General features: G+C 58.8%; 20 protein-coding genes. 12 read left to right on the top strand and 8 right to left on the bottom strand.

Annotated features, from left to right (window positions below):
* Positions 1 to 163: 163 nt before the first annotated feature.
* On the top strand, positions 164 to 1,132 hold the full coding sequence (locus FGA82_RS21620) for a tetratricopeptide repeat protein (RefSeq protein ID WP_141128674.1): 969 nt from the start codon (positions 164 to 166) through the stop codon (positions 1,130 to 1,132).
* Positions 1,133 to 1,399: 267 nt separating this feature from the next.
* Here the strand turns inward: FGA82_RS21620 and FGA82_RS21615 are convergent, their stop codons facing one another.
* The gene (locus tag FGA82_RS21615; RefSeq protein ID WP_141128680.1) at positions 1,400 to 2,212 is read right to left on the bottom strand and encodes a VanW family protein; all 813 of its coding nucleotides are present in this window, start codon (positions 2,210 to 2,212) and stop codon (positions 1,400 to 1,402) included.
* Positions 2,213 to 2,438: 226 nt separating this feature from the next.
* On the opposite strand from FGA82_RS21615, the gene FGA82_RS21610 reads away from it, so the two are divergent.
* On the top strand, positions 2,439 to 3,248 hold the full coding sequence (locus FGA82_RS21610; RefSeq protein WP_141128673.1) for a glycosyltransferase family 2 protein: 810 nt from the start codon (positions 2,439 to 2,441) through the stop codon (positions 3,246 to 3,248).
* Positions 3,249 to 3,597: 349 nt separating this feature from the next.
* Here the strand turns inward: FGA82_RS21610 and FGA82_RS21605 are convergent, their stop codons facing one another.
* From FGA82_RS21605 to FGA82_RS21575, 7 genes are all read right to left on the bottom strand, one after another.
* Complete coding sequence (locus tag FGA82_RS21605) at positions 3,598 to 4,182, bottom strand: hypothetical protein (RefSeq protein WP_141128672.1); 585 nt, start codon at positions 4,180 to 4,182, stop codon at positions 3,598 to 3,600.
* Positions 4,183 to 4,267: 85 nt separating this feature from the next.
* Positions 4,268 to 4,465 carry a hypothetical protein gene (locus FGA82_RS21600; protein WP_141128671.1) on the bottom strand — a complete coding sequence of 66 codons (198 nt, stop codon included), beginning with the start codon at positions 4,463 to 4,465 and terminating at the stop codon, positions 4,268 to 4,270.
* 10 nt (positions 4,466 to 4,475) lie between these two features.
* Positions 4,476 to 4,718, bottom strand: coding sequence for a hypothetical protein (locus FGA82_RS21595; protein WP_141128670.1), 243 nt, complete (start codon positions 4,716 to 4,718; stop codon positions 4,476 to 4,478).
* A gap of 166 nt (positions 4,719 to 4,884) precedes the next feature.
* Positions 4,885 to 5,952, bottom strand: a complete 1,068-nt coding sequence (locus FGA82_RS21590) for a lipocalin-like domain-containing protein (RefSeq protein WP_141128669.1) — start codon at positions 5,950 to 5,952, stop codon at positions 4,885 to 4,887.
* Positions 5,942 to 8,413, bottom strand: a complete 2,472-nt coding sequence (locus FGA82_RS21585) for an ABC transporter permease (RefSeq protein WP_141128668.1) — start codon at positions 8,411 to 8,413, stop codon at positions 5,942 to 5,944. Before FGA82_RS21585 ends, FGA82_RS21590 begins: the two co-directional genes overlap by 11 nt.
* Entirely contained in the window at positions 8,410 to 9,063 is a 654-nt protein-coding gene (locus FGA82_RS21580; protein ID WP_141128667.1) for an ABC transporter ATP-binding protein, read from the bottom strand. Before FGA82_RS21580 ends, FGA82_RS21585 begins: the two co-directional genes overlap by 4 nt.
* Before the next feature lie 197 nt (positions 9,064 to 9,260).
* Entirely contained in the window at positions 9,261 to 10,958 is a 1,698-nt protein-coding gene (locus FGA82_RS21575; RefSeq protein WP_141128679.1) for a sulfatase-like hydrolase/transferase, read from the bottom strand.
* Positions 10,959 to 11,350: 392 nt separating this feature from the next.
* Between FGA82_RS21575 and FGA82_RS21570 the strand changes: the two genes are divergently transcribed.
* The 10 genes from FGA82_RS21570 to FGA82_RS21525 are packed head-to-tail and all read left to right on the top strand — an operon-like array spanning position 11,351 to position 22,358.
* The gene (locus FGA82_RS21570; RefSeq protein ID WP_141128666.1) at positions 11,351 to 12,703 is read left to right on the top strand and encodes a UDP-glucose dehydrogenase family protein; all 1,353 of its coding nucleotides are present in this window, start codon (positions 11,351 to 11,353) and stop codon (positions 12,701 to 12,703) included.
* Positions 12,700 to 13,737: an NAD-dependent epimerase gene (locus tag FGA82_RS21565; RefSeq protein ID WP_141128665.1), complete on the top strand. Its 1,038-nt coding sequence runs from the start codon at positions 12,700 to 12,702 to the stop codon at positions 13,735 to 13,737. The genes FGA82_RS21570 and FGA82_RS21565 overlap by 4 nt, the downstream gene beginning before the upstream one ends.
* Before the next feature lie 18 nt (positions 13,738 to 13,755).
* A complete protein-coding gene (locus FGA82_RS21560) occupies positions 13,756 to 14,502 on the top strand; it encodes a sugar transferase (RefSeq protein ID WP_141128664.1) in 747 nt (248 codons plus the stop codon).
* Complete coding sequence (locus FGA82_RS21555) at positions 14,502 to 15,149, top strand: CpsD/CapB family tyrosine-protein kinase (protein ID WP_008084477.1); 648 nt, start codon at positions 14,502 to 14,504, stop codon at positions 15,147 to 15,149. Before FGA82_RS21560 ends, FGA82_RS21555 begins: the two co-directional genes overlap by 1 nt.
* 21 nt (positions 15,150 to 15,170) lie before the next feature.
* Positions 15,171 to 16,196, top strand: coding sequence for a polysaccharide biosynthesis/export family protein (locus FGA82_RS21550; protein WP_141128663.1), 1,026 nt, complete (start codon positions 15,171 to 15,173; stop codon positions 16,194 to 16,196).
* A gap of 17 nt (positions 16,197 to 16,213) precedes the next feature.
* On the top strand, positions 16,214 to 17,806 hold the full coding sequence (locus FGA82_RS21545) for a GumC family protein (protein ID WP_141128662.1): 1,593 nt from the start codon (positions 16,214 to 16,216) through the stop codon (positions 17,804 to 17,806).
* Positions 17,803 to 18,894, top strand: coding sequence for a glycosyltransferase family 4 protein (locus FGA82_RS21540; protein WP_141128661.1), 1,092 nt, complete (start codon positions 17,803 to 17,805; stop codon positions 18,892 to 18,894). Before FGA82_RS21545 ends, FGA82_RS21540 begins: the two co-directional genes overlap by 4 nt.
* A complete protein-coding gene (locus FGA82_RS21535; RefSeq protein ID WP_141128660.1) occupies positions 18,891 to 20,264 on the top strand; it encodes an O-antigen ligase family protein in 1,374 nt (457 codons plus the stop codon). The genes FGA82_RS21540 and FGA82_RS21535 overlap by 4 nt, the downstream gene beginning before the upstream one ends.
* Positions 20,261 to 21,229 carry a glycosyltransferase gene (locus FGA82_RS21530; RefSeq protein ID WP_141128659.1) on the top strand — a complete coding sequence of 323 codons (969 nt, stop codon included), beginning with the start codon at positions 20,261 to 20,263 and terminating at the stop codon, positions 21,227 to 21,229. Before FGA82_RS21535 ends, FGA82_RS21530 begins: the two co-directional genes overlap by 4 nt.
* On the top strand, positions 21,222 to 22,358 hold the full coding sequence (locus tag FGA82_RS21525) for a glycosyltransferase (RefSeq protein ID WP_141128658.1): 1,137 nt from the start codon (positions 21,222 to 21,224) through the stop codon (positions 22,356 to 22,358). The genes FGA82_RS21530 and FGA82_RS21525 overlap by 8 nt, the downstream gene beginning before the upstream one ends.
* Positions 22,359 to 22,362 lie beyond the last annotated feature (4 nt).

Below are 22,362 nucleotides of genomic sequence, written 5' to 3'. Positions count from 1 at the left end.
TCATGTTTTACATGTGGAATGCCCCCGATTAAAAACACCATTGAAAGATAGACTTTTTTGCACCAGAGAAAAAACCTATAGCGACCATACTTAATCGAACGTATACACTGGCCATCATCCCCCCCCATTCAAATAGTCAAAGCTTTCCATACAGGACGAATCATTGACTAAAATAATATATATCATCAATTTATACTCAATATTTTTATTCACTCCAGCTTTCGCACAGCTAACAACAGAACAGCTATTAGCAAGAAATAACGGGATTATCCTTTATCAACAAAGTGATTGGTACGATTCACAGCCACTACTGAAAATCGCGGCAGATGCAGGGGACAGTACAGCGCAATATTACCTGGGAGAGGCTATCCGCCTCAGCAACCGCTACACCACCGAAGATGCAAAAAAATGGTACAAATCCGCAGCTAATCAAGGAAATTTGTACGCAATGCTTCGGCTGAGTGCGCATGACTTGTGCAAAGAGATGCAAAGTTGCTCAGGTAAAAACGATGAAGAATGGCGGAGTTATGCGCTGCAGATTGCAAATGAACGCGCCGAGAAAGGCGATACTGAGGCAATGATTGTTTTATTTACCGCTAGCCAAGGTTTGCAATGGTTAGAAAAGGCAGCGACAGCAGGCAGTGGATTTGCTCAAAAAACGCTCGCTGGTGAGTACAAAGATGGTGAGGGTTGGTTTCTTATTCCGGGTAGCCGCGATAAAACCATTCAAAAGTGGTACAAAGCCTCAGCTGAAGGTGGATATCCCAAGGCAATGTATCTTTATGCCAACTATCTATTCGAACATGATGGCAAGAAAGAAGAAGTTGCTTATTGGCTGAAAAAATCGGCCGAAAACGGTTACGCCAGCGCAGTCGGCAATTACGCACTCAGCGTAGCCCATTTGCCAAACGATCTAGACTATCCAAAAAACATGATTGAGGCTTATGGACTAGCCTATCTGATGTCGAAATTCGAGGGCGGCGGGACAGCAGGTGAAGATGGAAGGATGATACTGCCTGATATAGCTGAAAAAATGACGGAGCAAGAAATCAAGCAAGGCCTTCTATTCGCAGAGGAATGGAAAAAAACGCACCCACCGCTTTCTTATTTCGTCCCTGTTTATGGATACTGAGATCTCCTGGTAGTTAAAGAAAATCACCTCCCCGGAGCCGGGGCCTGATCCCGGAGCGGACGAAGCTGCGGCTGGAGCGCTCTACGATCACCGACGGCGATTGGGAACAATGGGGGATAAACCACGTTTTCTTTCTTCTAGAAGTGGTCTCCCCCCGAATAGCCTGCCCCCTTACTCGGTAAACAGCTAACCCACATAAAAAATCCACGAATAACTGAAGAACAACACTTACGTCATCAAAGCTGAAGCCCCGCATTCACGATGCATCTATTCAACCAGTTCCCCCGCCACCTCATACTTCACCACGACCCGATTCCGATAAAGCCTCTCCCTTTCCACCAACTGCCCCACCTGCCCCTTTTCCCTGACCTCTCGCCAAATCTCGTTCTCCCGATACACCCGCGCACCCTCCCGAACAAACCGATGTGCCTCTTGAAACACGTGATAGCGATATTCCCTCACCCGATCACACAACAACTCCCCTTCGAGTTGTGTCTCGCCGACGTTCAACTTCAGCTGAAAGCTCCGATCCGTCGGGTTATGCAGCACCAGATCAACGTAGTTATAGAAAATCGCTGCCCCTGACCCGAACGGCAGCACCCGCCCTTCATCCGGAAACGGGTCGAAGCTGTGGTTGGAGCGTTCGACCACCACCAGCGGCGAATGAATGGCCATCCAGTGAATCAGGTTGCTCAGTTGGCAAATGCCACCGCCTACCCCGCGTCGAGCCTCGCCGAAGGACAGTTCCATGCCTTCAACGTAGCCACGCTTCAACGTCGGGCGGCCGACGAGGCGGCAGAAGGAGAAGTGTTCGCCGGGGGCGATGATGACGCTGTCGATGGCGGCGACGGCGAGTTTGAGGTTGATGACTTTGTTGTGTTGCAGGGCGAGGTCGGAGTCGCCGAGTTTGCGGATGAGTTTCGAGGTGTGTTTGAGGTAGCGATAAGGCAGGCGCTCGGCCGTGGCGACGGGGCGTGCGTAGCGTTTGCTGGAACAGTGCCAGGCAATCTGGCGGAACAGTCTTTTTTGCCACACGCGCAGCCAGTACAAGACCGGGTGGTAGAGGGAAAGTGGTTTCATCCGTGACACAACGGCGCGCGCCGTTTCTTCCTTGAACGTGAGAGGGGCGCGCATTTTATCCGGTAATGACCGGCAGCACCCCATGCATTTCACAAGACCAGCGGTCTCACTTCGACACACTCTGCCGGCTACCCAATCCGCAAATTAAGGTTCGACTAAGGTTGCGTCGCTACGATCGCGGCCACGAAACCCTGTTGCCCTTGAATAGCGGATGAGCCCTTCTGACATGAAAGCGTTTGATTTACCAACCCAGCCATCGCCGAATTTCAGCCTTGTCTTGGTAAATTACAAAACCCCGGACATCACCAGAATGTGCCTTGAGCTTTTGCGTGAGCATGTCCAGGAAAAACGCATTCCGGTGTGGGTGGTGGATAACGATTCGGCGGACGCCAGTCTCGATTACTTGCGTTCGCTCGATTGGATCAACTTGATTGAACGGCCTTCGCCGGGCAAGGAAGCCGGGCATATTGCGCACGGTAAAGCACTGGATCTGGCGCTGGAAAAAGTCGACACCGATTATCTGTTTCTGTTGCACACCGATACCTTTGTCTACGACAAGGAAGTGTTTGCCATGATGATGCGCGAGTGCACGAAAATCCCAGACATGGCAGCGGTAGGTTGTGTCGAACAACTCAATCGCGGCATTGTTCGTGATACCTGGCGCTTAACTTCTCGCTTCTGCAAGCACTATGTTCGCAGAGCAAAAGTGCGTCTGGGCCTGCGTTCGAAAATGCCAAGACCGTACAAAGAAACCCATCTGAAAAGTTTCTGCACATTGTGGAATGCACGTTTGATGAAGTCCCAAGGCCTGCACTTCTGCATGGATGAACAGGTGCCGGGTTATGCGCTGCAAGATCGCATGAGCAGCCTGGGCTATGGCATCAAGTTCCTGTCGCCGCGCAAGATTTTCCGCTATCTGGATCACATCCAGTCCGGAACCGTCGCGGCTGCGGGCACCTACGGGGCAAATCACCGCAGGACAAGAATGTATCAGGCCACGCTGAAGCGCTTTCAAGGAGCAGCAAGACAAGGCTGAAGCGCACAACTCGGTCTAATTCACAGCAAACAAAAAGGGCGACTATAAAGTCGCCCTTTTTGTTTGCAGAAATTGTATACATCCACTCCGAAGAGGTGTTCGCCCAGTGTAATGGCCTGGCAATCCATGCACCGGTAAAGAGCCCTGACACTGGGCGAACGGGAAGGATTTTAATTGAAGTTGGCGCTTATGTCCTCATTCTTGAATATGAAATTTATGTACGAAAACGTTAATAGATATTTATCGACGATTCCTTTCATGAAACTTTCAATGAGGTCCATCCAAACTAATAGTATGACTACTCTCATACAAAAACTGTACAAGAGCAGTCACTCTGTAGAGTTAAAGCTCAACTTTCGTGTTGACTAGTCACTTTCAAGATATCGGTGTAAGTGACAATAACGCTCTGCCCTTCTTTCAGATCTTTCAGCTTTGCTTGGATTTCAGGCTTTTTCACGTCGAGTACTTTCGATACGCCCGCCGGGTTTTGCAGGGTCACCTGATTCTTCTTCAAATCAATTTTGGTGATTTTCAGTTGCACCTGAACCTGACGGAACGCTTCGCCACCGGGGTTATCGCTGCCCGGGGCCTTACGCAACTCGCCGGTACGTTCGGTGGTGCCAGGCAGACCTTTATCCACATCGGTGTCGAGGTAAGCGGCGACAGAACGCTGCACTTGGATGTTGACCTGATCGCCGGCCTTGAGATTGTCGAGGTTTTTCGCCTTGTCGCTGAGCTGAACGTGAACCGGTTTACCTTCGGCACCTTCGAGCACAACCTGATGGTTGGCGGCATCGACGGAGATCACTTTGGTGGTGACCTGATCGGCTTCAACAGTGGCGGACAGCGGAATATCGGCAGCCAGAGCGCCGAAGCTGGTGGCGGACAGTACGGTTGCGAGGGTGATGGCCTTGGCCAGTGCGTCGAGCTTCATAAGCAATACTTTCCCTGTGATGAATGGCAGCGCCCGGCGCCGAATCGACTTCGACGACGAACGTGCCACTGAGCATAGACGCTGTTCAGGGCTTGGCTTTGGTTTGTGTCGAGGAGGTCTGTTGTTTTGCGGTGTCCTGCGCGGTGGATTCGCCGCTGGGCGTGCCTTTGCCAGTGTTTTTACGCTGTTTCGGATCGGTGGGCCGTAGGGCGTCGTTGTCGCGTTCGGTTTCGCCCGGTGGCCGGGGTTCGTCGGGGTGTTCGCCTTGGGTGATGGGTTTCATGGGGTAGTCCTCAGGCTTCAGGGTCGTCGAGTTCACGGGTGACGTTGATCGACGGTGAATCCTTGTGCATATCGTCGGCTTTGGCGCGCAGGATCTGCCATTGCTCAAGATCGATGGCGCCTTGGCCGAGCAAGTCGTCGGCGATGCGTTGCAGGTCGAAGTAGTGGGCGTCGGGGGATTGCTGCCAGTAGGTCTGGTCATCGAACAGGCGCTGCCAGGAATTCAGGTCTGGGGGTTGCAGGTCGTCGCTCATTGCCAATCCTCGACAGGTTTCTCTATAGAGGACAACACAGCAAGCCGAGTTCAAACCGATCCATTGCAGGAGCTGCCGAAGGCTGCGATCTGTTGATGTTGCTTTTAAAACCAACATCAAAAGATCGCAGCCTTCGGCAGCTCCTACAGGGATTTGCGGATACCTTTCAGTACCCGGTCATTTCCAGATAGCCCTGGCCGGGATGACTGCCGCTGATGCGCACCGGGCCTTCCCAATAGGGGATGCGCAGGTTCATCCACGCATTCGGGTTGAGCGCGTCGAGGGTGATATCGAGGTGCTTGTCGGGGATGCTGATCGACCATTTCACCGGCATCGCCCGTCCGGCGACTTTGGCAGTGTCTTGCGGGATGAGCCGGATCTGCGAACTGCGCAGGGTTTGCGTCTGGCCATCGGCGGCTATCCATGTGCCGGTGAGATACGGCGCACCGTCCTTCTGGCGCATGCGGTACAGCATCACGTGTTCACCACTGTCCAAGTGCAGGGAAAACCAGTCCCAACCGGTTTGATTCGCGGTCAGCGGCTGACTGCTCCATTCGCGATCGAGCCATGCCGGGCCACTGACGGTGTAGCTCTGGCCGTCAATCTGCAACGTGCCGCTGGCCTGGAAAAACGGCTGACTGTAGTAATACGACGCCTGACCTTCTTCAGATTTCTGACTGAAACCCTTGTCGCCCTGCAACACCAGCGGGCGGCTGGAAGTGAGGTGCAGTTGATAGGCGAAATCCTTGTCGCGAGCGCTGAGTTGCAGGTCGCTCAACGGATCCTGCGCCTGACTGGCGAACCGCCAATCGTCGATCCACGCCTCGAACGGCGCCAGCCGCACGCCCGCCTGTCCCACTCCGCCTCTGGCGTAACGTTCGACGGCGTGATGCACCGTGCTCGAAGTCACCGCAGCATGCCCCAGCCAGATCGTCTGATCAGTCCACCCGGCCTGCTCCGCCAGCGGTTTCAGCGCACTGCGAAACAGCGTCCACTGCACGCCGAACTCATTGCCCTGCTGATCCTTGAGATTGGCGGTGACGTACCACCACTCGATACGAAAACCCTCGTGTGCAGCGTGATCTGCCGGAAAACTGAACACCCGCCCCGGCACCACCGGCGTAAACGCCAACGCCTGATCGCCCATCCCGGCGAAGCCTTTCTGCTCCGGCGCGGATTGATCGCAACCACCGAGCAGCAACAAAACCATGAGCACAGCGAAGTTAATCCTCATGGGCAAACGTCCTCAGCAGATCCGCCGGTTGCGTGCGGTACAGCGAGTACAGCGGCCATGCCGAAGCCAGCAACGTCGCCAACAACGCCAACCCCATCAACTGCAGCAATTGCCACGGAAACACCCGCAACGGCAGCCGCCAGCCAAACGCCTGCACATTGATCACCGCGTCCAGGCACCACGCCAGCGCGATCCCCAGCGGCAACGCCAACACCAATGTCAGCACCGCCAGCAGCCAGGTCTGACCGAGATTGAGCAGCATCAACTGCCGTCGCGTTACGCCCAGCGCCCATAGCGGTGCGAGTTGGCCGAGGCGGCTTTGACTTTGCGTCAGCAGGCTGATGAACAGCGCCACGCCCGCCACCGCCAGGGTCAGGCTGTTCAACGCCGCCGTCGCCGCAAAGGTCCGCTCGAAAACCTGCACCGACCAGCCCTTGAGCCGCGCCTGATCGACGATGCGGCTGTCATCGAGTTGAAAGCGCGCCTGTAAGCTGTTCAACAACGCCGGAATGTTCTGCGGTTCGATGCGCAGATTGAAACGGTTCGGCGTCAACTGCGGCCAGCCGCGCAGCAGGTGGTGGATGTTGACCAGCAAGTGTCCCTTGGGATTGCCGTAGTCGGCGTAAATGCCAACGATGCGCGGCGACCATGTGCCGTTTGGTGTAGGAATCGCCACGTGTTCACCCACGTGCAATTTCAGACGCCGGGCGATTTGCTCGCTGAGCATCACCGCATCATCCGTGGCCAGATGCGCCCACGGGTCGCTGCCACTGACATCGAGCAACGGCCAGTGCTGGCGATAATGCGCGTGATCGATGATGCCAAACACTTCTGCCGGCCAGCCCTGCAACGTCACCGCAACCTGCCAGTTGGGCAGCACTGCTGCAACATTCGGCTGCTGCTTGAGCCAGCTGTACATTTCCCGCGACTGTGCCGGATTGCTCGGATTGATATACAACTCGGCACTCAGGCGTTGTTCTAGCCAGTCGTTGAAGGTCTGGCGAAAACCGGCGGTCATGCTGCCGGCGCCGATGTTGGCGGCCAGCGCCAGAAGCAAAGCCATCAACGCCAGACTGAGTGCCGGCAATTGCTGACGGCAATCGGCGAGAAACCACTGACCCAGCACCGAGCGACTGCGCCCGAGCAACTGATTCAACAGCGCACTGAGCAACACCGGCAGCGCCAATGCGGCGCCGATCAGCAATCCGGCCATCAAGACAAAACCGCTAGCCAGACTGTCGCCCCAGATCAATGCCGCCAACGCGACCAAGCCCAATACAGCCGCCAGCCAACCTTGTCGGCGCAACCAGCGCGCGTATTGCTGATGCCAGGCTTGCGGATCCGCCACGGCCAACAATGGCAAACGGGCGGCGCGCAGCAGACTGTTGGTCCCGGCGAGCAAGGCGCCGAGCAGGCTCAAACCAATGCCGCTGAACCACCACCAGGGACTGAGGCGCAACTGCCCCGCCACTTCTGCGCCGTACAACCCACGCAGGCTGGCGGCGACATCCGGCAGCAAGACACTGGCCAGCCAATAGCCGCTGATCACGCCGAATAATCCGCCGATCAGCGCGAGAACCCCCAGCTCGACGATCAAGCACAAGATCAACATCCGCGCGCTGACCCCGCAGGCGCGCAGCGTACGCAACAAGCCGCGCCGCTGTTCCAGAGCGAGGCCAATCGCGGCGTGGACGATGAACAAGCCAACCATGAACGACAAAAAACCCAACGCATCGAGATTCAGGTGAAAGCTCTCGGTCAGTCGCGCCAGATTGTTTTCCTCGCCGCTGCTTTTGAGCTGCAACTGCCCCTTGAACGCGGCGGGCAACTCGGCGTGAAAATCCTTGGGCAGCAATAGCCGCGACAATTGTCCTGGTTGTTCCAGCAGGGTTTGCGCGACGCCGATGTCCACCAGCAACAGGCCGGGCGCCATGTCCTTTTGCGCGAGCAACGGCGGCAATCGCAGACCATTCGCCGTTTGCGGCGTGTCGCCTTCACGCAGATCCAGCGCTTGTAGCGTTTCCGGTGAAATCCACGTACTGCCTGGCGGCGTGAAGAACTCTACGACCCGTTCGATCGGCATCGCCTGCCCGGCCACCGCCGAATCGGCCGGCAGCGACACCGGTTCGATACCCATCAATTGCAGCCGCTGATTTTCGAAGCCCTTGAGCAGCACCCGCCCTTGCAACAGCGGTGAAACCGGCCAGCCCTGTCGGCGCAGATCAACAAACCATTGCTGCGCAAAAGTCGCACCGTTCGGCGTGCTGAGACTGGCCTGCGGTTCGCCGCCGATCAACTGGCTGGCCCGTGCGTAGCTGTCACGCGCCTGACTGTTCAGCGCCTCGACGCCGGTGAGCAGACTGGTCGCCAGCCACAACCCGGTCAGCACACTGAAAAACTGCACCGGATGGCGCCGCCAATGGCTGAGCAGCGCGCGCAGGGTCTGGCGGAAAACGCTCACGTCAGCCGCCCGTTGGACAACACTACTCGCTGCGCCAAGCGGGCCGCGACTCGCGGGCTGTGGGTGACCATCAACAACGTGGTCGGCGTGTCATCAAGCAATTCCAGCAACAAGCGCAGCACTTCGTCACTGGTCGCTTCATCGAGGCTGCCGGTGGGCTCATCGGCGAGCAGCAATTTCGGCTGCGAGGCCAGCGCCCGGCCCAGTGCAACCCGCTGCTGTTGACCACCGGAAAGTTGCTCGGGATAACGCTTGAGCAAATCGCCCAGGCCCAGACGCTGCACCAGATGTGCCTGCCAACGTGGCTCATGGCGCCCGGCCAGACGCGCCTGAAAGGCCAGATTGTCTTCGACGCGCAAACTGCCGATCAGGTTGAACTGCTGGAACACCAGACCGATTTCTGTGCGCCGCCAATTCGCCAGTTGCGCTTCGTTCATCACCTCCAGCCGATGTTCGCCGCTGCGAATGCTGCCGCTGTCGACTTTGTCGAGACCGGCCACCAGGTGCAGCAAGGTGCTTTTGCCGCTGCCGGATTCGCCCATCAGTGCCAGGCTGCTGCCGGATTCCAGCGTCAGGTCGACACCTTGCAGCACCGGCAATGGGCCTTGCGGGGTGAGATAGCTTTTGAAGACGTTTTCAACACGAAGCATGCCGCCACCTGATCGGTCAGTGTGGGGCAAGGATAGCGGATGCCGGTGACAGACTTGAATCTTGCGTTGAAGCAAATGGCCTCATCGCTGGCAAGCCAGCTCCCACAGGATTAAGGCTGCTCCCACCTCTGAGTACACAAACGAACACTGTGGGAGCTGGCTTGCCAGCGATAGGGCCAGTCCTGCCAGCACACAATCTACTGACCGGCAGCCACACTCGCCGGTGCCTGCGACGGCGTGACAATGCTGCCCAGATCAATGTGCTTCCACTCAGGCTTGGCCCCCAACCGCGCATTGAAGCGGTAGTTGAACGTGAATTCATCCGCCGTCGCGACACTCAGTGGCTTGCCATAAACCGCCTCGATCCCCGCCAGGTCGTAACCCATCAACTGCAGCAGGGTCGGAAAAATGTTGTAGTGGCTGGAGCGATCCTTGTTCGCCGACAATTGTGCCGACCAGTCCAGCGTTTTCAGCTCGCTGCCGGAAATCACTACCAACGGCACCAGGCCCTCCTCCTCCACCGGATCGCCCCCGCAGTGGGTGTTCAAGCCCGGATTGCCGCGCTCATGCAAATCCTGGCCATGATCAGACGTATAGATCAGCAACGCATTGTTCAGATTGCCCTGAGCGAAAACCCGCGCAAAGAACTCACCGACATTCCACAACACGGTGTTCTTGTAGGCATTGCGGTACAGCACCCAGTCATCCGGCTGACCATTGAAACCGTTGCGTTCGCCGGTATCGGCCACCTCGGTGAACTGCCCGCGCGGCAAGGTCGGGCGGTACGCCATGAACGCGTCCGGGTATTTGTCGTGCACCGGGAAGTGCGCGCCGACCTTGTTGATCACCACCAGCTCCGGCTGGTCATCGTTGAGCAGCTCAATGAGTTTCGCCGCTGCCGCCATGTCGCGGTCGCGCACGCTGGTCTGGTCGAATTGCACGAACTGGTCGATGTCCTTTTTCTCGGTGTCGGTCATCAGGTTCTGCAGATTGCCGGCGGTGCGCTGGGCATCGATGTACACGGTGCGCAACCCGGCTTTCTTGGCGTACTGCCAGATCGACGGCAACGTGCTGTTGATGCGCATGTAGTCGGCGCGGGTGCCGCCGTAGCGCAGGGTTACGTTGGTGTCGGCGCTGCAATTGGCGATGGACGCCGCGTAGCCGTAATTGAAGATGTCGACGCCGGGACGCGCCTGTTTGAGGTTGCTGTGCACACCGAACGGCGCGTTGATGTCGAGGTAATTGCCGGAAATGCTTTCGTCGATGATCAGCACAATGTCGTGGCCGACGGCTTGCGAGGTGCGCGCCAGTGTCACCGGTTCGCGCGGGCCGACCGTGTTGTGCAGCGCCTCATAGGCAAACAGATTCAGATAGGCCAGCGGCGTGTACATGATCGGCAAGCCCCGCGCGCCCTCACCCGCACGCAAGAACAGCACGGCACTGAGCAGCAACACGCCGCACAACGGCGCCGCCACACGCAGCGCATTGGGAATCGACAAACCGTGGCGGGGTTTCAGGCCGATGCCGAACAGCAACAGCAAACCACTGACGGCGCCGTGCAGGATCGCGTCTCGATACTGGTAGGCCGCTTCCTGGATGAAGCCGCCGGAATACACCAGCGAGACGAAACTGCTGTAGCTCAGGTAATCCGCGGTGACCCGGGTGTAGACGTCGAAAAACACCGCCGAGGCAAACATCGCCAATGCGAACACATGCCGAATGAGTGACTGTCGTATATACGCCGTTAGATATAACGCTAAAGTAAGCGCCAAAAACATCGCGCCAAAAAGAAGTACAGAAAAACCGAGGCCGATAGCATTTAACCGATCAATGTAATATTCGGAATAAAGCAGCAAATAAACAACTAAAAGCAGTTCTTTCAGATATCGAAACATGGCAATTCCGGTCGCGCGTAAATCGTCGAGGGTCAAGAGTTTGTCGGTCAAAAACTGACACTAGCACCCGGCCATCAAAGCGCAAGAAATGGCTGGATTTCTGGCAAAGCGTCAAAAAACCGATGACTCAAATCTGACACACTCAACTTGCTGAAAGCCTTTAATTTCGTGGCCTTCGACCGTCCATCGTTTTCTTTGAAATGTGAAAAAAGCGTCAAGGACGCCACAAATGCAGCAATAGCAAGCACTTGATGGCCAATCGCCCCCAGAAATGGGGCTGTTATACAGGTGCAACATGTCATTTTGCTGACACGCTTTTCAAACCCTGCGCTATACCCCTTTTGACAGTCTCATTTTGAACTTCTTCTTTTCGCTCTATCGAGGGTGCGCAGATGGACGTGAGCGTATTTGGCACGGGCTATGTTGGACTAATACAAGCCGCCGCACTTGCAGATGTCGGTCATCGGGTTTTATGCGTGGATATTGACCCGAACAAGATTAAACAACTGCAACAAGCGGTGCCGCCAATTAGCGAGCCAGGTTTGTCCAGCACACTTGAGGAGAACATCAAGGCCGGCCGTCTGCTGTTCAGCACTCAGGCCAGCGACGCGGTCGAGCACGCCGAGCTGATTTTCATCGCCGTCGGCACGCCTGCCGATGAGGATGGCTCCGCCGACCTCAGCCACGTGCTCAACGTCGCCCGGCAAATCGCCTCGCACATGGAAGCCGATCGCACGCTGATCATCAAATCCACGGTGCCGGTGGGCACCGCCGATCAGGTACTGGCCACCGCCAACAGTGAATTGCTGCGCCGCGGCAAGACTGACCTGCAAGTGCGCGTGGTCTCCAACCCGGAATTCCTCAAGGAAGGCAGCGCCCTCGCCGACTGCATGCGCCCGGACCGGATCATCGTCGGCACCCACGACGACGCGGCCCGCGAGCAGATGAGCGAGCTGTACGCACCCTTTTGCCGCAACCACGAAAAACTGATGTTCATGGACAACCGCAGCGCCGAGCTGACCAAGTACGCGGCCAACGCGATGCTCGCGACGCGCATCAGCTTCATGAACGAGTTGGCCAACCTCACCGAACTGCTTGGCGCCGACATCGAAGCGGTACGCAAAGGCATCGGCTCCGACCCGCGCATCGGCTACCACTTCATCTATCCGGGCTGCGGCTTCGGTGGCTCGTGCTTTCCCAAAGACCTGCGCGCCCTGCTGCACACCGCCGAACACAACGGCATGCCGCTGAAACTGCTGCGCAGCGTCACCGATGTAAACGACCTGCAGCGGCACATTCTGTTCAGCAAACTCAAAGCACAGTTCCCGCAAGGCCTGGCCGGTAAGTCCATCGCGATTTGGGGCCTGGCGTTCAAGCCCAATACCGATGACATGCGTGAAGCACCGAGCCGTTATCTGATGGATGCGCTGTGGGCCGAAGGCGCCAGCGTGCAGGCCTACGACCCGGAAGCCATGTCCGAGTGCCGCCGCCTCTACGGTTACCGCAACGACCTGCACCTGTGCGCCACCCGCGACGACACTCTGGAAGACGCCGATGCGCTGGTGATCTGCACCGAGTGGAAAAACTTCCGCGTGGTCGATTTCGAATTGCTTGCCGAAAAGCTGCGCTCGAAGGTAATCATCGACGGCCGCAATCTTTACAACCCGGAACAAGTGGCGGCCGCCGGCCTGCATTACAGCGGCATCGGTCTGCGCCACATTGCCCCGGAAGGGCTGCGGCCATGAAGATTCTGGTCACCGGTGCGGCCGGTTTCATTGGTGCCCATTGCGTGTTGCGGTTGATGCGCGACGGACACTCGGTGGTCGGTCTGGACAATTTCAACGCCTACTACGACCCGCAACTCAAGCACGACCGCGTGCAATGGGTGCGCGAGCAGGTCGGCGATTTCCAGCTCGCCACGGTTGACCTGGCCGATGCCTCGGCCATCGAAGCACTGTTTGTCCGCGAACGTCCGCAAGTGGTGATCCATCTCGCGGCGCAGGCCGGGGTGCGTTACTCGCTGGAGAATCCACGGGCGTATCTGGACAGCAACCTCAACGGTTTTCTGAACATTCTGGAAAGCTGCCGGCATCACCCGGTCGAGCACCTGATTTACGCTTCGTCGAGTTCGGTGTACGGCGCCAATCAGCACACGCCGTACTCGGTGCAGGACGGCGTCAATCACCCGCTGTCGCTGTACGCCGCGACCAAAAAAGCCAACGAGCTGATGGCGCACAGTTACAGCCACCTGTTCGGCATCCCCTGCACCGGCCTGCGCTTTTTCACCGTGTATGGGCCGTGGGGCCGGCCGGACATGTCGCCGATCCAGTTCGCCCGGGCGATCAGCGAAGGCACGCCGCTGAAGCTGTTCAACTACGGCGAGCACCAGCGCGACTTCACCTACATCGACGACATCATCGAGAGCATCTCCCGCCTCATCGAGCAGCCACCGCAGGTCAATCCGCAGTGGGATCGCGAGCAGCCCGACCCGGCGAGCAGCATGGCGCCGTGGCGGTTGTTCAATATCGGCGGGCAGCACCCGGTCGAGCTGAAAACCTATCTGGCACTGCTGGAAAAACACCTTGGCCAGAAAGCCATTGTCGAGCTGCTGCCGCTGCAACCGGGCGACGTACTCAACACTTGCGCCGAGGCCAGTGATCTGGCCCACGCCACCGGATTTCAGCCCCGGATAGAGCTGGATGAGGGACTCGGACGCTTTGTCGCCTGGTTCCGCGACTACTACCCCACTGCCTATCGCCCAAGCGCCGTACGCGGCTGAATTAATGCGGAGGATTTTATGACTGGTCATGAGAAAGGTGTACCGATCCAACAAATGCGCCGCGACAAGCGCGTGGATCCCGAGCACCGAATGCGTCTCGACGCAGCGATTCATCGTCAGGGGCGCGGCTGGTTCACTGGTCGCGACGGCGGTCGCCCATGGCAACTGTCGCGCACCAATCGCGTGGTTGCCTGCCTCGGTGCGCTGATGATTCTGCTGCTGATTTCACCACTGTTGCTAGGCCTGGCAGTGGCCATCAAATACTCCAGCAAAGGCCCGGTGATGTTCGTGCAGAAGCGCACGGGTTATCGCGGGCGCAAGTTCGGCATGTACAAGTTTCGCACCATGGTCGCCAACGCCGAAGAATTGAAAGAGTCGCTGCGTCACCTGAACAAGCACGGTGCCGACGCCATCGACTTCAAGATTGATCAGGACCCGCGCATCACCCGCATCGGCGGTTTCCTGCGGCGCACCAGCCTCGATGAACTGCCCAATCTGATCAATGTAGTGACCGGCGACATGCGCCTGGTCGGCCCGCGTCCGACCTCGTTCAACGCCTACCGCTACAAGGACAATCACCTTGCCCGTCTGGCGATCTACCCCGGCATGACCGGCCTGTGGCAGATCTCCGGACGCAGCAATATCGACTTCGACCAGCGCGTTGAGTTGGACCTCAGCTATATCGCCGAGCAGAGCCTTTTGCTTGATCTGAAGATTCTGTTGAAAACCCCCTTCAAAGTATTCAGCGGCCACGGAGCAAGCTAATGGACGGTTCAACCAACAAAAGCCTGAGCATCGCCAATCCCAGCGAATCGAACCTGACCTCGACCGTGCTGGATCTCGATCTGCGGATCCTGTTCCTGACCGCCGCCAACCCCGGCGCCGGCACCACCACCAGTGCCCTGGCGCTGGCCAGCCAACTGGCGCAAATGAGCAGCGGCCAAGTGCTGCTGGTCGACGCCAGCCAATCGGCGAGCAACCTCACCCAGCAGTTGAACCTGAGCAAGGAGCGCGGCCTGCGTGACCTGCTGTTCAACCCGGACAACCCGCCGCTGTTGCAGGACTGCGTGGTGCAGGTGTCGAGCCTGCCCTTCCACGTGCTGCCCAATGGCCGGCCGATCCGCACCATGGAACACCTGACCGCCGAGCGCCTGAGCCCGTTGCTCGATCAATTGGGCAGCCAGTACCGCTTTGTGGTGATCGACGGCGACGCGGTGTATTCCGCCGCCGACACGCTGGTCATCAGCACTCAGGTCGATGGCGTGGTGTTTGTCGTACGCGCCGAAGACACCCGCTGGGAAGTCGCCCAGGCCGCCGTGCAACGCCTGACCCAGGCTGGGGCAAAAGTGGTCGGCAGCGTGTTCAACCGGCGCAAGTACTACATGCCCAAATGGCTTTACAAAAACCTCTAAGCGAACGCGAAGGATGACGCCATGAACGCCAAGATTCTTGTGCTGCTGATGCTGCCGCTTGCAGGCTGCTCAAGCACCTCCGAAACCCAGCACATGCCGGTGAATATTCTCACCGCAACACCGGCCAACGCCCAGGCCACCGATATGCCGAAGATCGAGCAGACCCTGCGTCCGCAGGATGTGCTCGACGTGATCTTCCATATCAGCACCAGCGGCTCGGACGCCTACCGCGTGCAGTCCGGTGACCAGATCGGCCTGAACTTCACCGCCGCCAGCCAGCTCAACGGCAATCAACTGGTGCTGCCCGACGGCACCATCGAACTGCCGGGCGCCAACACCTCGGTGAAAATCGCCGGGCTGACCAGCGATCAGGCCCGCGAAGAAATCCAGCGCGTCTATCAGCGCAAGCAACTGTTCCAGCCCAACCGCAATCAGTTGACCGTGCAGATCATCAGCCCGCTGACCAATGAGCAAAACCTGAAAAGCGCGCTGAACCACCCGGCCACCGGCATGAGCCGCGAGATCACCGTCGGCACTGACGGTTACGCGAGCTTCCCGGAAATCGGCGCCGTGCCGCTGCAAGGCATGACCGTCAATCAACTGGAAACCTTCCTCAACAAGAAATACGCGCAACTGCCCGGCCGCATGACCGTTGATGTGCTGCTGAAATCCACCGCCGGCAACGAAATCTACGTACTGGGCGAAGTCGGCCAACCGGGTTCCTACCCGATCCGCCGGCCAGTCTCGGTGCTTGAAGCGTTGACCCTGGCCCGTGGCACCAACGTCAAGGCGCGCCTGGATTCGGTGGTGATCATGCGCCGCAACGGCAATCAGGTGCAGGCGGTACATTACGACGTCGAGAAGGCGCTGTCCGGCGATGCTTCGCAGATCGCCTACCTGCAGCCGGACGACATGCTCTACGTGCCGAAAACCAAACTGGCCAGCGCCGGCGAACTCGCCCGTCAACTGGCCGACGTGGTGCTGTTCCAGGGCGTCGGGTTCAGCTTCGGCTACCGCGTCGACAACAAAGACAGTGACAGCAACTAACTCTCAGGTGACCGACCATGAACCCAAAGGAAAACTACCTGCATGAGTTCTTCAGGATCTTCTTCGCCAACAAGCAACTGGTGAAACGGGTCTTCCTGATCTTTGCAGTGATCGCCCTGCTCCTGCCGTTGGTGCTCAAACAGAGCTTCGATATCACCGCGCAGGTCATCGTACAGTCGAAAAAACTCTCTCAGGGTGACGCCACCACGTCGCTCACGGTGGACAACGCCACCTTCATTCCGCCATCGCTGGCGGACATGGAAACCGAGAGCAATATCCTCCGTTCGCCAGCGTTGATCCGGCAGACCATCAGTGAACTGCGCGACAAGGGTGAATACACGCCTTCGCCGGGCATCTTCAGCAAACTGGTGGCCGAGCCGTTCAAGCGCTACGTCAGTTCGCCGCTGCGCCAATACGTGATCAACCCGGTGCGTAACGTGCTCGGGCTGGAAACCGATCCGGTGCGTGACACCGCGCTCGACGCGCTGACCCAACAAGCCATCGACAGTCTGAAAATCGAGACCCTGCCTGGCTCCAACGTGATCTCGATCGTCTACAGCTTCCCCGATCCGCATCAGGGCACAACGTTTGTTTCAGCCCTGCTGCAGAACTATCTGTTCAGTCGTCAGGCTTTGCAGTCGATCGACTTGCCGCAGTCCTTCTACGAATCGAAGAAGCATCTCTATCAAGTGCGCCTCGACGGCCTGGAAGGTAACCGCCAAGCCTTGCTGGAAAGTGTCGGCTCATCGGATCCGAAGGAAGAAATCACCTTCCGCCTCAACGCCATCAACACCGAAGAGCAAGCCCTTAACCTGTATCAGGATCGCCTGTTGCAGAGCCAACGCTGGCTCGAATACCTGAAAACCGCGCTGGCCGCCGCCAGCAATAACAAACTCAACGACTACACCTTCCCCTACACCTTCACCACCACCGTTGACAACGTGGCGTTCGAGGATCGGGAAATCAAACAGATGGGCGAGCAACTGACCACCCAGGTCAGCCGCTACATGAACGATCTGGCGGTGTTCCAGCCTGGCAGCGAGCCGATGTTGCTGACCCGTGAACAGATCGCTCGCACCCGTGGCCAATTCCTCAAAGTGGTGAGCAACCGCATTCAGGAACGCACCGCCGATCTGGCCGTGGTCAAACAAGTGATCGAGCAGAAAACCGCGCGCATCGCCGAGTTCAAGAACCGTATCCACGAGTTGCAGCAGACCCAAAGCAAGCTGCGGCAGATGGACACCGAGATCGATGCGCTGCACGCCGCGTTTTCGACCTACGCCCAGCGTTTCGCCGAAAGCAGCACCAGCGGCGCGCTCAACGACGATCTGTCCAACGCCCGGGTGCTCAGCCCACCGTTCGAACCGACCGAAGCGGCGTTCCCGAAACCGGGCCTGATCATTCCGTTCGGTTTGTTCACCGGATTGCTGCTGGCGATTGCCCTGGTCTACGTGCGTGAGTTCTTCGATCACCGCTTCAAACACCCGGCGCAAATCAGCCACGAGCTGGGCGTACCGGTGCTGTTGGTGATCAACGACCAGAACACGCTGCCGAGCAATCCGCACAAGAACTGGACGGTGCCAAGCTTCCTGCACTGGGTGCGCAATTGAACACCGCACCCTCCCCGACTGCCGCGCTGCCGATCATTCATTTGCTCAGCAGCGGCGGCTTCTATGGGGCCGAGCGCATGTTGCTGGATCATTGTCTGGCGACGCCGGGGCAGCATCAGGTGCTGTTTCTCGACGCACCGCCAGAATTGATCCAACGCTTTCGCGAGGCCGGCGTGGACTGCCGCGGCTGTGCCGGGCTGGGGGAATTGCTCCGGCACTTGCGTCAGCGTCGCGCTGAAAAACCGCTGATCAATACGCACAATTTCAAAGGTCTGTTGTTCGGTTGGGTTGGCGCGACACTCTTGCGCCTGCCGCTGGTGATTACCCAGCACGGCTTCACACCGCGCAGTCGCAAGCAGAAGTTCTACACCTGGCTGAGCCTGCAACTGTGCCGCACCGCATCGGTGGACCGGGTGGTCTGCGTGGCGGAAAGTATCGCCGCGCTGCACCGTCAGGCCAGCGTCCGTGCGGAGAAATTGCAGGTGATCCCCAACGGTTTGCCGGCCGCTGCGGCGCTGGTGCCGGACGCGGATCGGCAACGCTGGCTGGCCGGTTATGTCGGGCGGTTGAGCAGCGAGAAAGGCCCGGATCTGTTTCTCGACGCCTTGATCCCGCTGTGTCATCAGCATCCGCAACTGGATGCGGTGATGCTCGGCGATGGCCCGGAACGCGAGGCGTTGCAGACGCGGATCGACAGCGCCGGTTTGCAGCAACGGATTCGTTTGCCCGGTTACCAGATCGCCATGCAACCGTGGTGGCAACAACTCGATGCGCTGGTGATCAGCTCGCGCACCGAAGGCACACCGATGATTTTGCTCGAAGCCATGCAGGCCGGGGTGCCGGTGGTGGCGTTCGGCGTTGGCGGCATTCCTGATGTGCTGGAACATCGGCACAACGGCTTGCTCGCCGCACCCACCGACAGCGCCGCCCTCGCCCGTCAGCTCGACACTTTGCTGAGCGAGCCGAAGCTGGCCCGGCAACTGCGCGACAACGCAAAACGCACGCAACAGGATCGCTACGACCTCAAGGCTCTGGCCGAACGCTGGTCGCAGCTGTACATCCGCACGGCACGGGAGGCACGCGCATGATTTTCCCGCTCTCGATCGTCAGTCTGCTCGGTCTGGTCTGCATCGGTTTGCTGGCCAGCCCTTATCCGTTTCTGGCGCCGGGGGCGGTGCTGGGCCTGGTGGGATTTGCGGTGTTGTACCGCAAGCCGACCTGGGGTTTGCTCGGCATTGCCGCACTGGTGCCGTTCGAAGGCTTCTTCAAGGATACGTCGTTCTCCGGCAGCAAACTGATCGGTGCTTCGCTGGCGGTGATCCTGATGCTGCAACTGGCACTGCACCAGATTCCTTCGGAACGCCTGCGCAGCAATATCTGGCGCTTTCTGATCTGGTTCATGGTTCTGTACTTTTTGAGCCTGCTCAACACCGATGATCTGGGCATGTCGCTGGGGCACCTTCGCGAGTTGAGTGTCGGGCTGATTCTGTTTGTCATCACGTTGTTGATCGGCCGCGAGCTGAACCTTGATCTGTTTGCTCGTCTGGTCACCCTAGCCGTCAGCACCACCTGCGCGATGGCGATGTTCTCGACCAAGTTTCAGGACCAGGGCCGCGCCGCCGGTTTGCTCGAAGACCCCAACGCGTTCGCCCTGCTGATCGCTTTTGCTGTGCCGATGGGTCTGTTTCTGGTGATCCGCAGCCCGAACCTGCTACACCGCTTGTTCTGGGGCGCTTGCTGCCTGCTGCTGTTGGGCGGCATGACCAAAACCGAATCGCGCTCAGGGCTGGTGGTGTTGGCCTTGAGTCTGTTGATCGGTTGCTGGCATTACCGCGCAAAACTGACACGGATTCGTCCTCGGCATCTGGGTTTTGCCATGCTCGGCGCGGCCATTGTGATTCCGCTGGCGATCTACGCGATGCCGGCCGGTTATCTCGCGCGGATTCAGTCACTCAGCGTGTTGAGCGCCGGCGCCAAGGGTCACAACGACGAATCCCTCGGTCGCCGCGCTTCGTACATCGTCGTCGGCAGCCAGATGATCCGCGAGAACCCGCTGCTCGGCTCCGGCCCCGGCACCTTCCCGCTGCATTACGCGACCACCGGTTACGCCAAGGCGTTTTCGGCCAACCGCAAGATCGGCGACCTCTATCGACGCGCGCACAACACGTATCTGGAAATCTTCAGTGAACTCGGCGTGCCTGCCGGGCTGTTGTTCGTCGGCATGCTCGGCCTCGGTCTGTACAACCTGATTCGCGCGCGGGCGGCGTGGATGCTGCGCCGCGACACGTATCAGACCGATCTGATGACGCACCTGAGTGTGAGCTTTCTGTCGCTGACGCTGTTCCTGATGTTTCTCAGTGCGCCGAACCAGAAATACGTATGGATCATGCTCGCGCTGACCAGTGTTCTGCGTCTGAAAGCCGAGCAGGCACCCCTGACCACGGAGGCCAAGGCATGAGCCGCATCAGCATCGTCATCCCGATGTTCAACGAGGCCCGGCACATTGGCCGCACCTTGCTCGCCGCGCAGAAAGCCGCGCATGCCGCCAACGTTGAATGCGAGCTGATCGTGGTCGACAACGGCTCGACCGATCAGGGCCCACAGATTGCCCGCCAGTTCGGCGCGCAGGTGCTGGTGTTGCCGGGACTGTTGATCGGCGCTCTGCGCAATCGCGGCACAGCCATCGCCACGGGTGAATGGCTGGCGTTTATCGATGCCGACATTGAAATGCCGGAGAGCTGGCTCCAGTCGCTGTTCGACATAGAGGCCGGCGGTCAGGCCGATATCTTTGCGCTGGACCTGCACACCCCCGCCGAAGCACCGTGGTACGCCACCGCGTGGCAAAAACGCACGTTGCGCGTGTCTTCGCAAACCTCCCACGCCGTGGATTGGCTGCCCAGCGCCAACCTGCTGATGCGCCGTCGCTGGTTCGACAAGGTCGGCGGTTTCAACGAAACCCTGCGCACCGGCGAGGACAAGGAATTCACCCTGCGCCTGCACGAACAGGGCGCGCGGCTGCTGTCGATCAACGACAACGTCGCCCTGCACTGGGGCTACGAAATGAACTGGCGCGAATGGATGGGCAAGGAGTTGTGGCGTCAGGGCAGTCATCTGCAACTGCTGCGCACTCACGGTTTCAGTCTGCGCCTGCTGCGTTTTCCGATGCTCTCGCTGCTGGTGTGGCTGCTGGATTTTCTGGCGATCTCGGCGCTGCTCGATGGCTTCCCGCACCACGCGGCCGTCATGGTCACGCTGACACTGATACCGGGGCTCGTCCTCAGCCTGCGGCAGAGTTTCAAGCACCGCAATATCGGCCTGAGCCTGCAACTGTGGGGCCTGCATTACGTACGCCTGCACCTGGCCGGCGCCGCGTTCATTTTGAGTCTGTGTCATTGGAACGCCAGGAGGCCTGCCCGTGGCTGAATTCATTTTCTGGATGTGCCTGTTGCTGCCGGTCTACGCCTACGTGGGCTACCCGCTGTTGCTGACGTTAGTCGCGCCGTTGTTCCCGGCCTGGCGGCACACGCCAGCGCCGCCGTTGAACGTCAGCATCGTGATTGCCGCACACAACGAGGCGCGGCACATCGAGCACAAGTTGCGTACGTTGCTGGCCCAGGATTATCAGCCGGCGACCCTGCAGATCATTCTCGCCAGCGACGGTTCGACCGATGACACGGTGGCCTGCGCGCACAAGGTCGTTGACCCGCGCATCACCATTCTCGACCTGCCGCGCCAGGGCAAAGCCGCAACACTCAATGCCGGCGTGGCCCTGAGCACGGGCGACATTCTGGTATTCACCGACGCCGACAACCAATGGTCGCGCGAAACCCTCGGCTACTTGCTTGCGCCGCTGAATGATCCGCAAGTCGGCGGCTGCGCGGGACACATGGTGATTCCGGTCACTGGCGGTGGTTTGAGTGTAGGTGACAGCCTCTATCGGCATTACGAAGGCTGGCTGCGCCGGGTCGAGAATCGCACCGGTTGCATGGTCTCCGCTGACGGCGCCCTGCTCGCCCTGCGCCGCGAGTTGTTCCAGAACGTGCCGGCCGAGGTCAACGACGATTTCTTTATCAGCACCTGCGCACCGGTCGCGCACAAACGCATCGTTTACGTGCCTGAAGCGCAAGTGATCGACCACGGCGTCGATGAGGCGGACAAGCAATTTCGCCGCCGTCAACGCGTTACCGTCGGCGGTCTGCAAAGCCTTGCGCAGCGCCGCGAACTGCTCAATCCGCTGAAATATGGCCTGTATTCGATCGCGTTGATCAGTCATAAGCTGATCCGCCGTCTCGCACCGGTGCTGTTGCTGCCTCTGCTGCTGAGCAACTTCTGGCTGTGGGACGACCACGGTTTCTATCGGCTGGCCCTGATCGCGCAATTGTTCGGCTACACCGTCGCGATCGCCGGGCTGCTGGATTCGCAACACCGCTTGCCCAAACCCTTCCGCCTCGCCGCGTTTCTGCTGGTCACCCTCGCCGGGATGAGTCTCGGCCTGTGGCAGTTCCTGCGCGGTCAGCGGTATGCCCAGTGGAATCCGGAACAGAACCGTTAAGAGG

The organism is Pseudomonas fluorescens (genome assembly GCF_005938625.1).
GTDB classification, from domain to species: Bacteria; Pseudomonadota; Gammaproteobacteria; order Pseudomonadales; family Pseudomonadaceae; genus Aquipseudomonas; species Aquipseudomonas fluorescens_BD.
The sequence above is the reverse complement of the archived record's forward strand: the minus strand, read 5'-3'. Positions and strand labels throughout refer to the sequence as shown.

What these genes read in the sequence shown, in the direction of transcription:
- FGA82_RS21615 (WP_141128680.1), bottom strand. Translation starts at nt 2,212, where the DNA reads ATGAAACCACTTTCCCTCTACCACCCGGTCTTGTACTGGCTGCGCGTG.
- FGA82_RS21610 (WP_141128673.1), top strand. Translation starts at nt 2,439, where the DNA reads ATGAAAGCGTTTGATTTACCAACCCAGCCATCGCCGAATTTCAGCCTT.
- FGA82_RS21605 (WP_141128672.1), bottom strand. Translation starts at nt 4,182, where the DNA reads ATGAAGCTCGACGCACTGGCCAAGGCCATCACCCTCGCAACCGTACTG.
- FGA82_RS21600 (WP_141128671.1), bottom strand. Translation starts at nt 4,465, where the DNA reads ATGAAACCCATCACCCAAGGCGAACACCCCGACGAACCCCGGCCACCG.
- FGA82_RS21595 (WP_141128670.1), bottom strand. Translation starts at nt 4,718, where the DNA reads ATGAGCGACGACCTGCAACCCCCAGACCTGAATTCCTGGCAGCGCCTG.
- FGA82_RS21590 (WP_141128669.1), bottom strand. Translation starts at nt 5,952, where the DNA reads ATGAGGATTAACTTCGCTGTGCTCATGGTTTTGTTGCTGCTCGGTGGT.
- FGA82_RS21580 (WP_141128667.1), bottom strand. Translation starts at nt 9,063, where the DNA reads ATGCTTCGTGTTGAAAACGTCTTCAAAAGCTATCTCACCCCGCAAGGC.
- FGA82_RS21575 (WP_141128679.1), bottom strand. Translation starts at nt 10,958, where the DNA reads ATGTTTCGATATCTGAAAGAACTGCTTTTAGTTGTTTATTTGCTGCTT.
- FGA82_RS21570 (WP_141128666.1), top strand. Translation starts at nt 11,351, where the DNA reads ATGGACGTGAGCGTATTTGGCACGGGCTATGTTGGACTAATACAAGCC.
- FGA82_RS21565 (WP_141128665.1), top strand. Translation starts at nt 12,700, where the DNA reads ATGAAGATTCTGGTCACCGGTGCGGCCGGTTTCATTGGTGCCCATTGC.
- FGA82_RS21560 (WP_141128664.1), top strand. Translation starts at nt 13,756, where the DNA reads ATGACTGGTCATGAGAAAGGTGTACCGATCCAACAAATGCGCCGCGAC.
- FGA82_RS21555 (WP_008084477.1), top strand. Translation starts at nt 14,502, where the DNA reads ATGGACGGTTCAACCAACAAAAGCCTGAGCATCGCCAATCCCAGCGAA.
- FGA82_RS21550 (WP_141128663.1), top strand. Translation starts at nt 15,171, where the DNA reads ATGAACGCCAAGATTCTTGTGCTGCTGATGCTGCCGCTTGCAGGCTGC.
- FGA82_RS21545 (WP_141128662.1), top strand. Translation starts at nt 16,214, where the DNA reads ATGAACCCAAAGGAAAACTACCTGCATGAGTTCTTCAGGATCTTCTTC.
- FGA82_RS21535 (WP_141128660.1), top strand. Translation starts at nt 18,891, where the DNA reads ATGATTTTCCCGCTCTCGATCGTCAGTCTGCTCGGTCTGGTCTGCATC.
- FGA82_RS21530 (WP_141128659.1), top strand. Translation starts at nt 20,261, where the DNA reads ATGAGCCGCATCAGCATCGTCATCCCGATGTTCAACGAGGCCCGGCAC.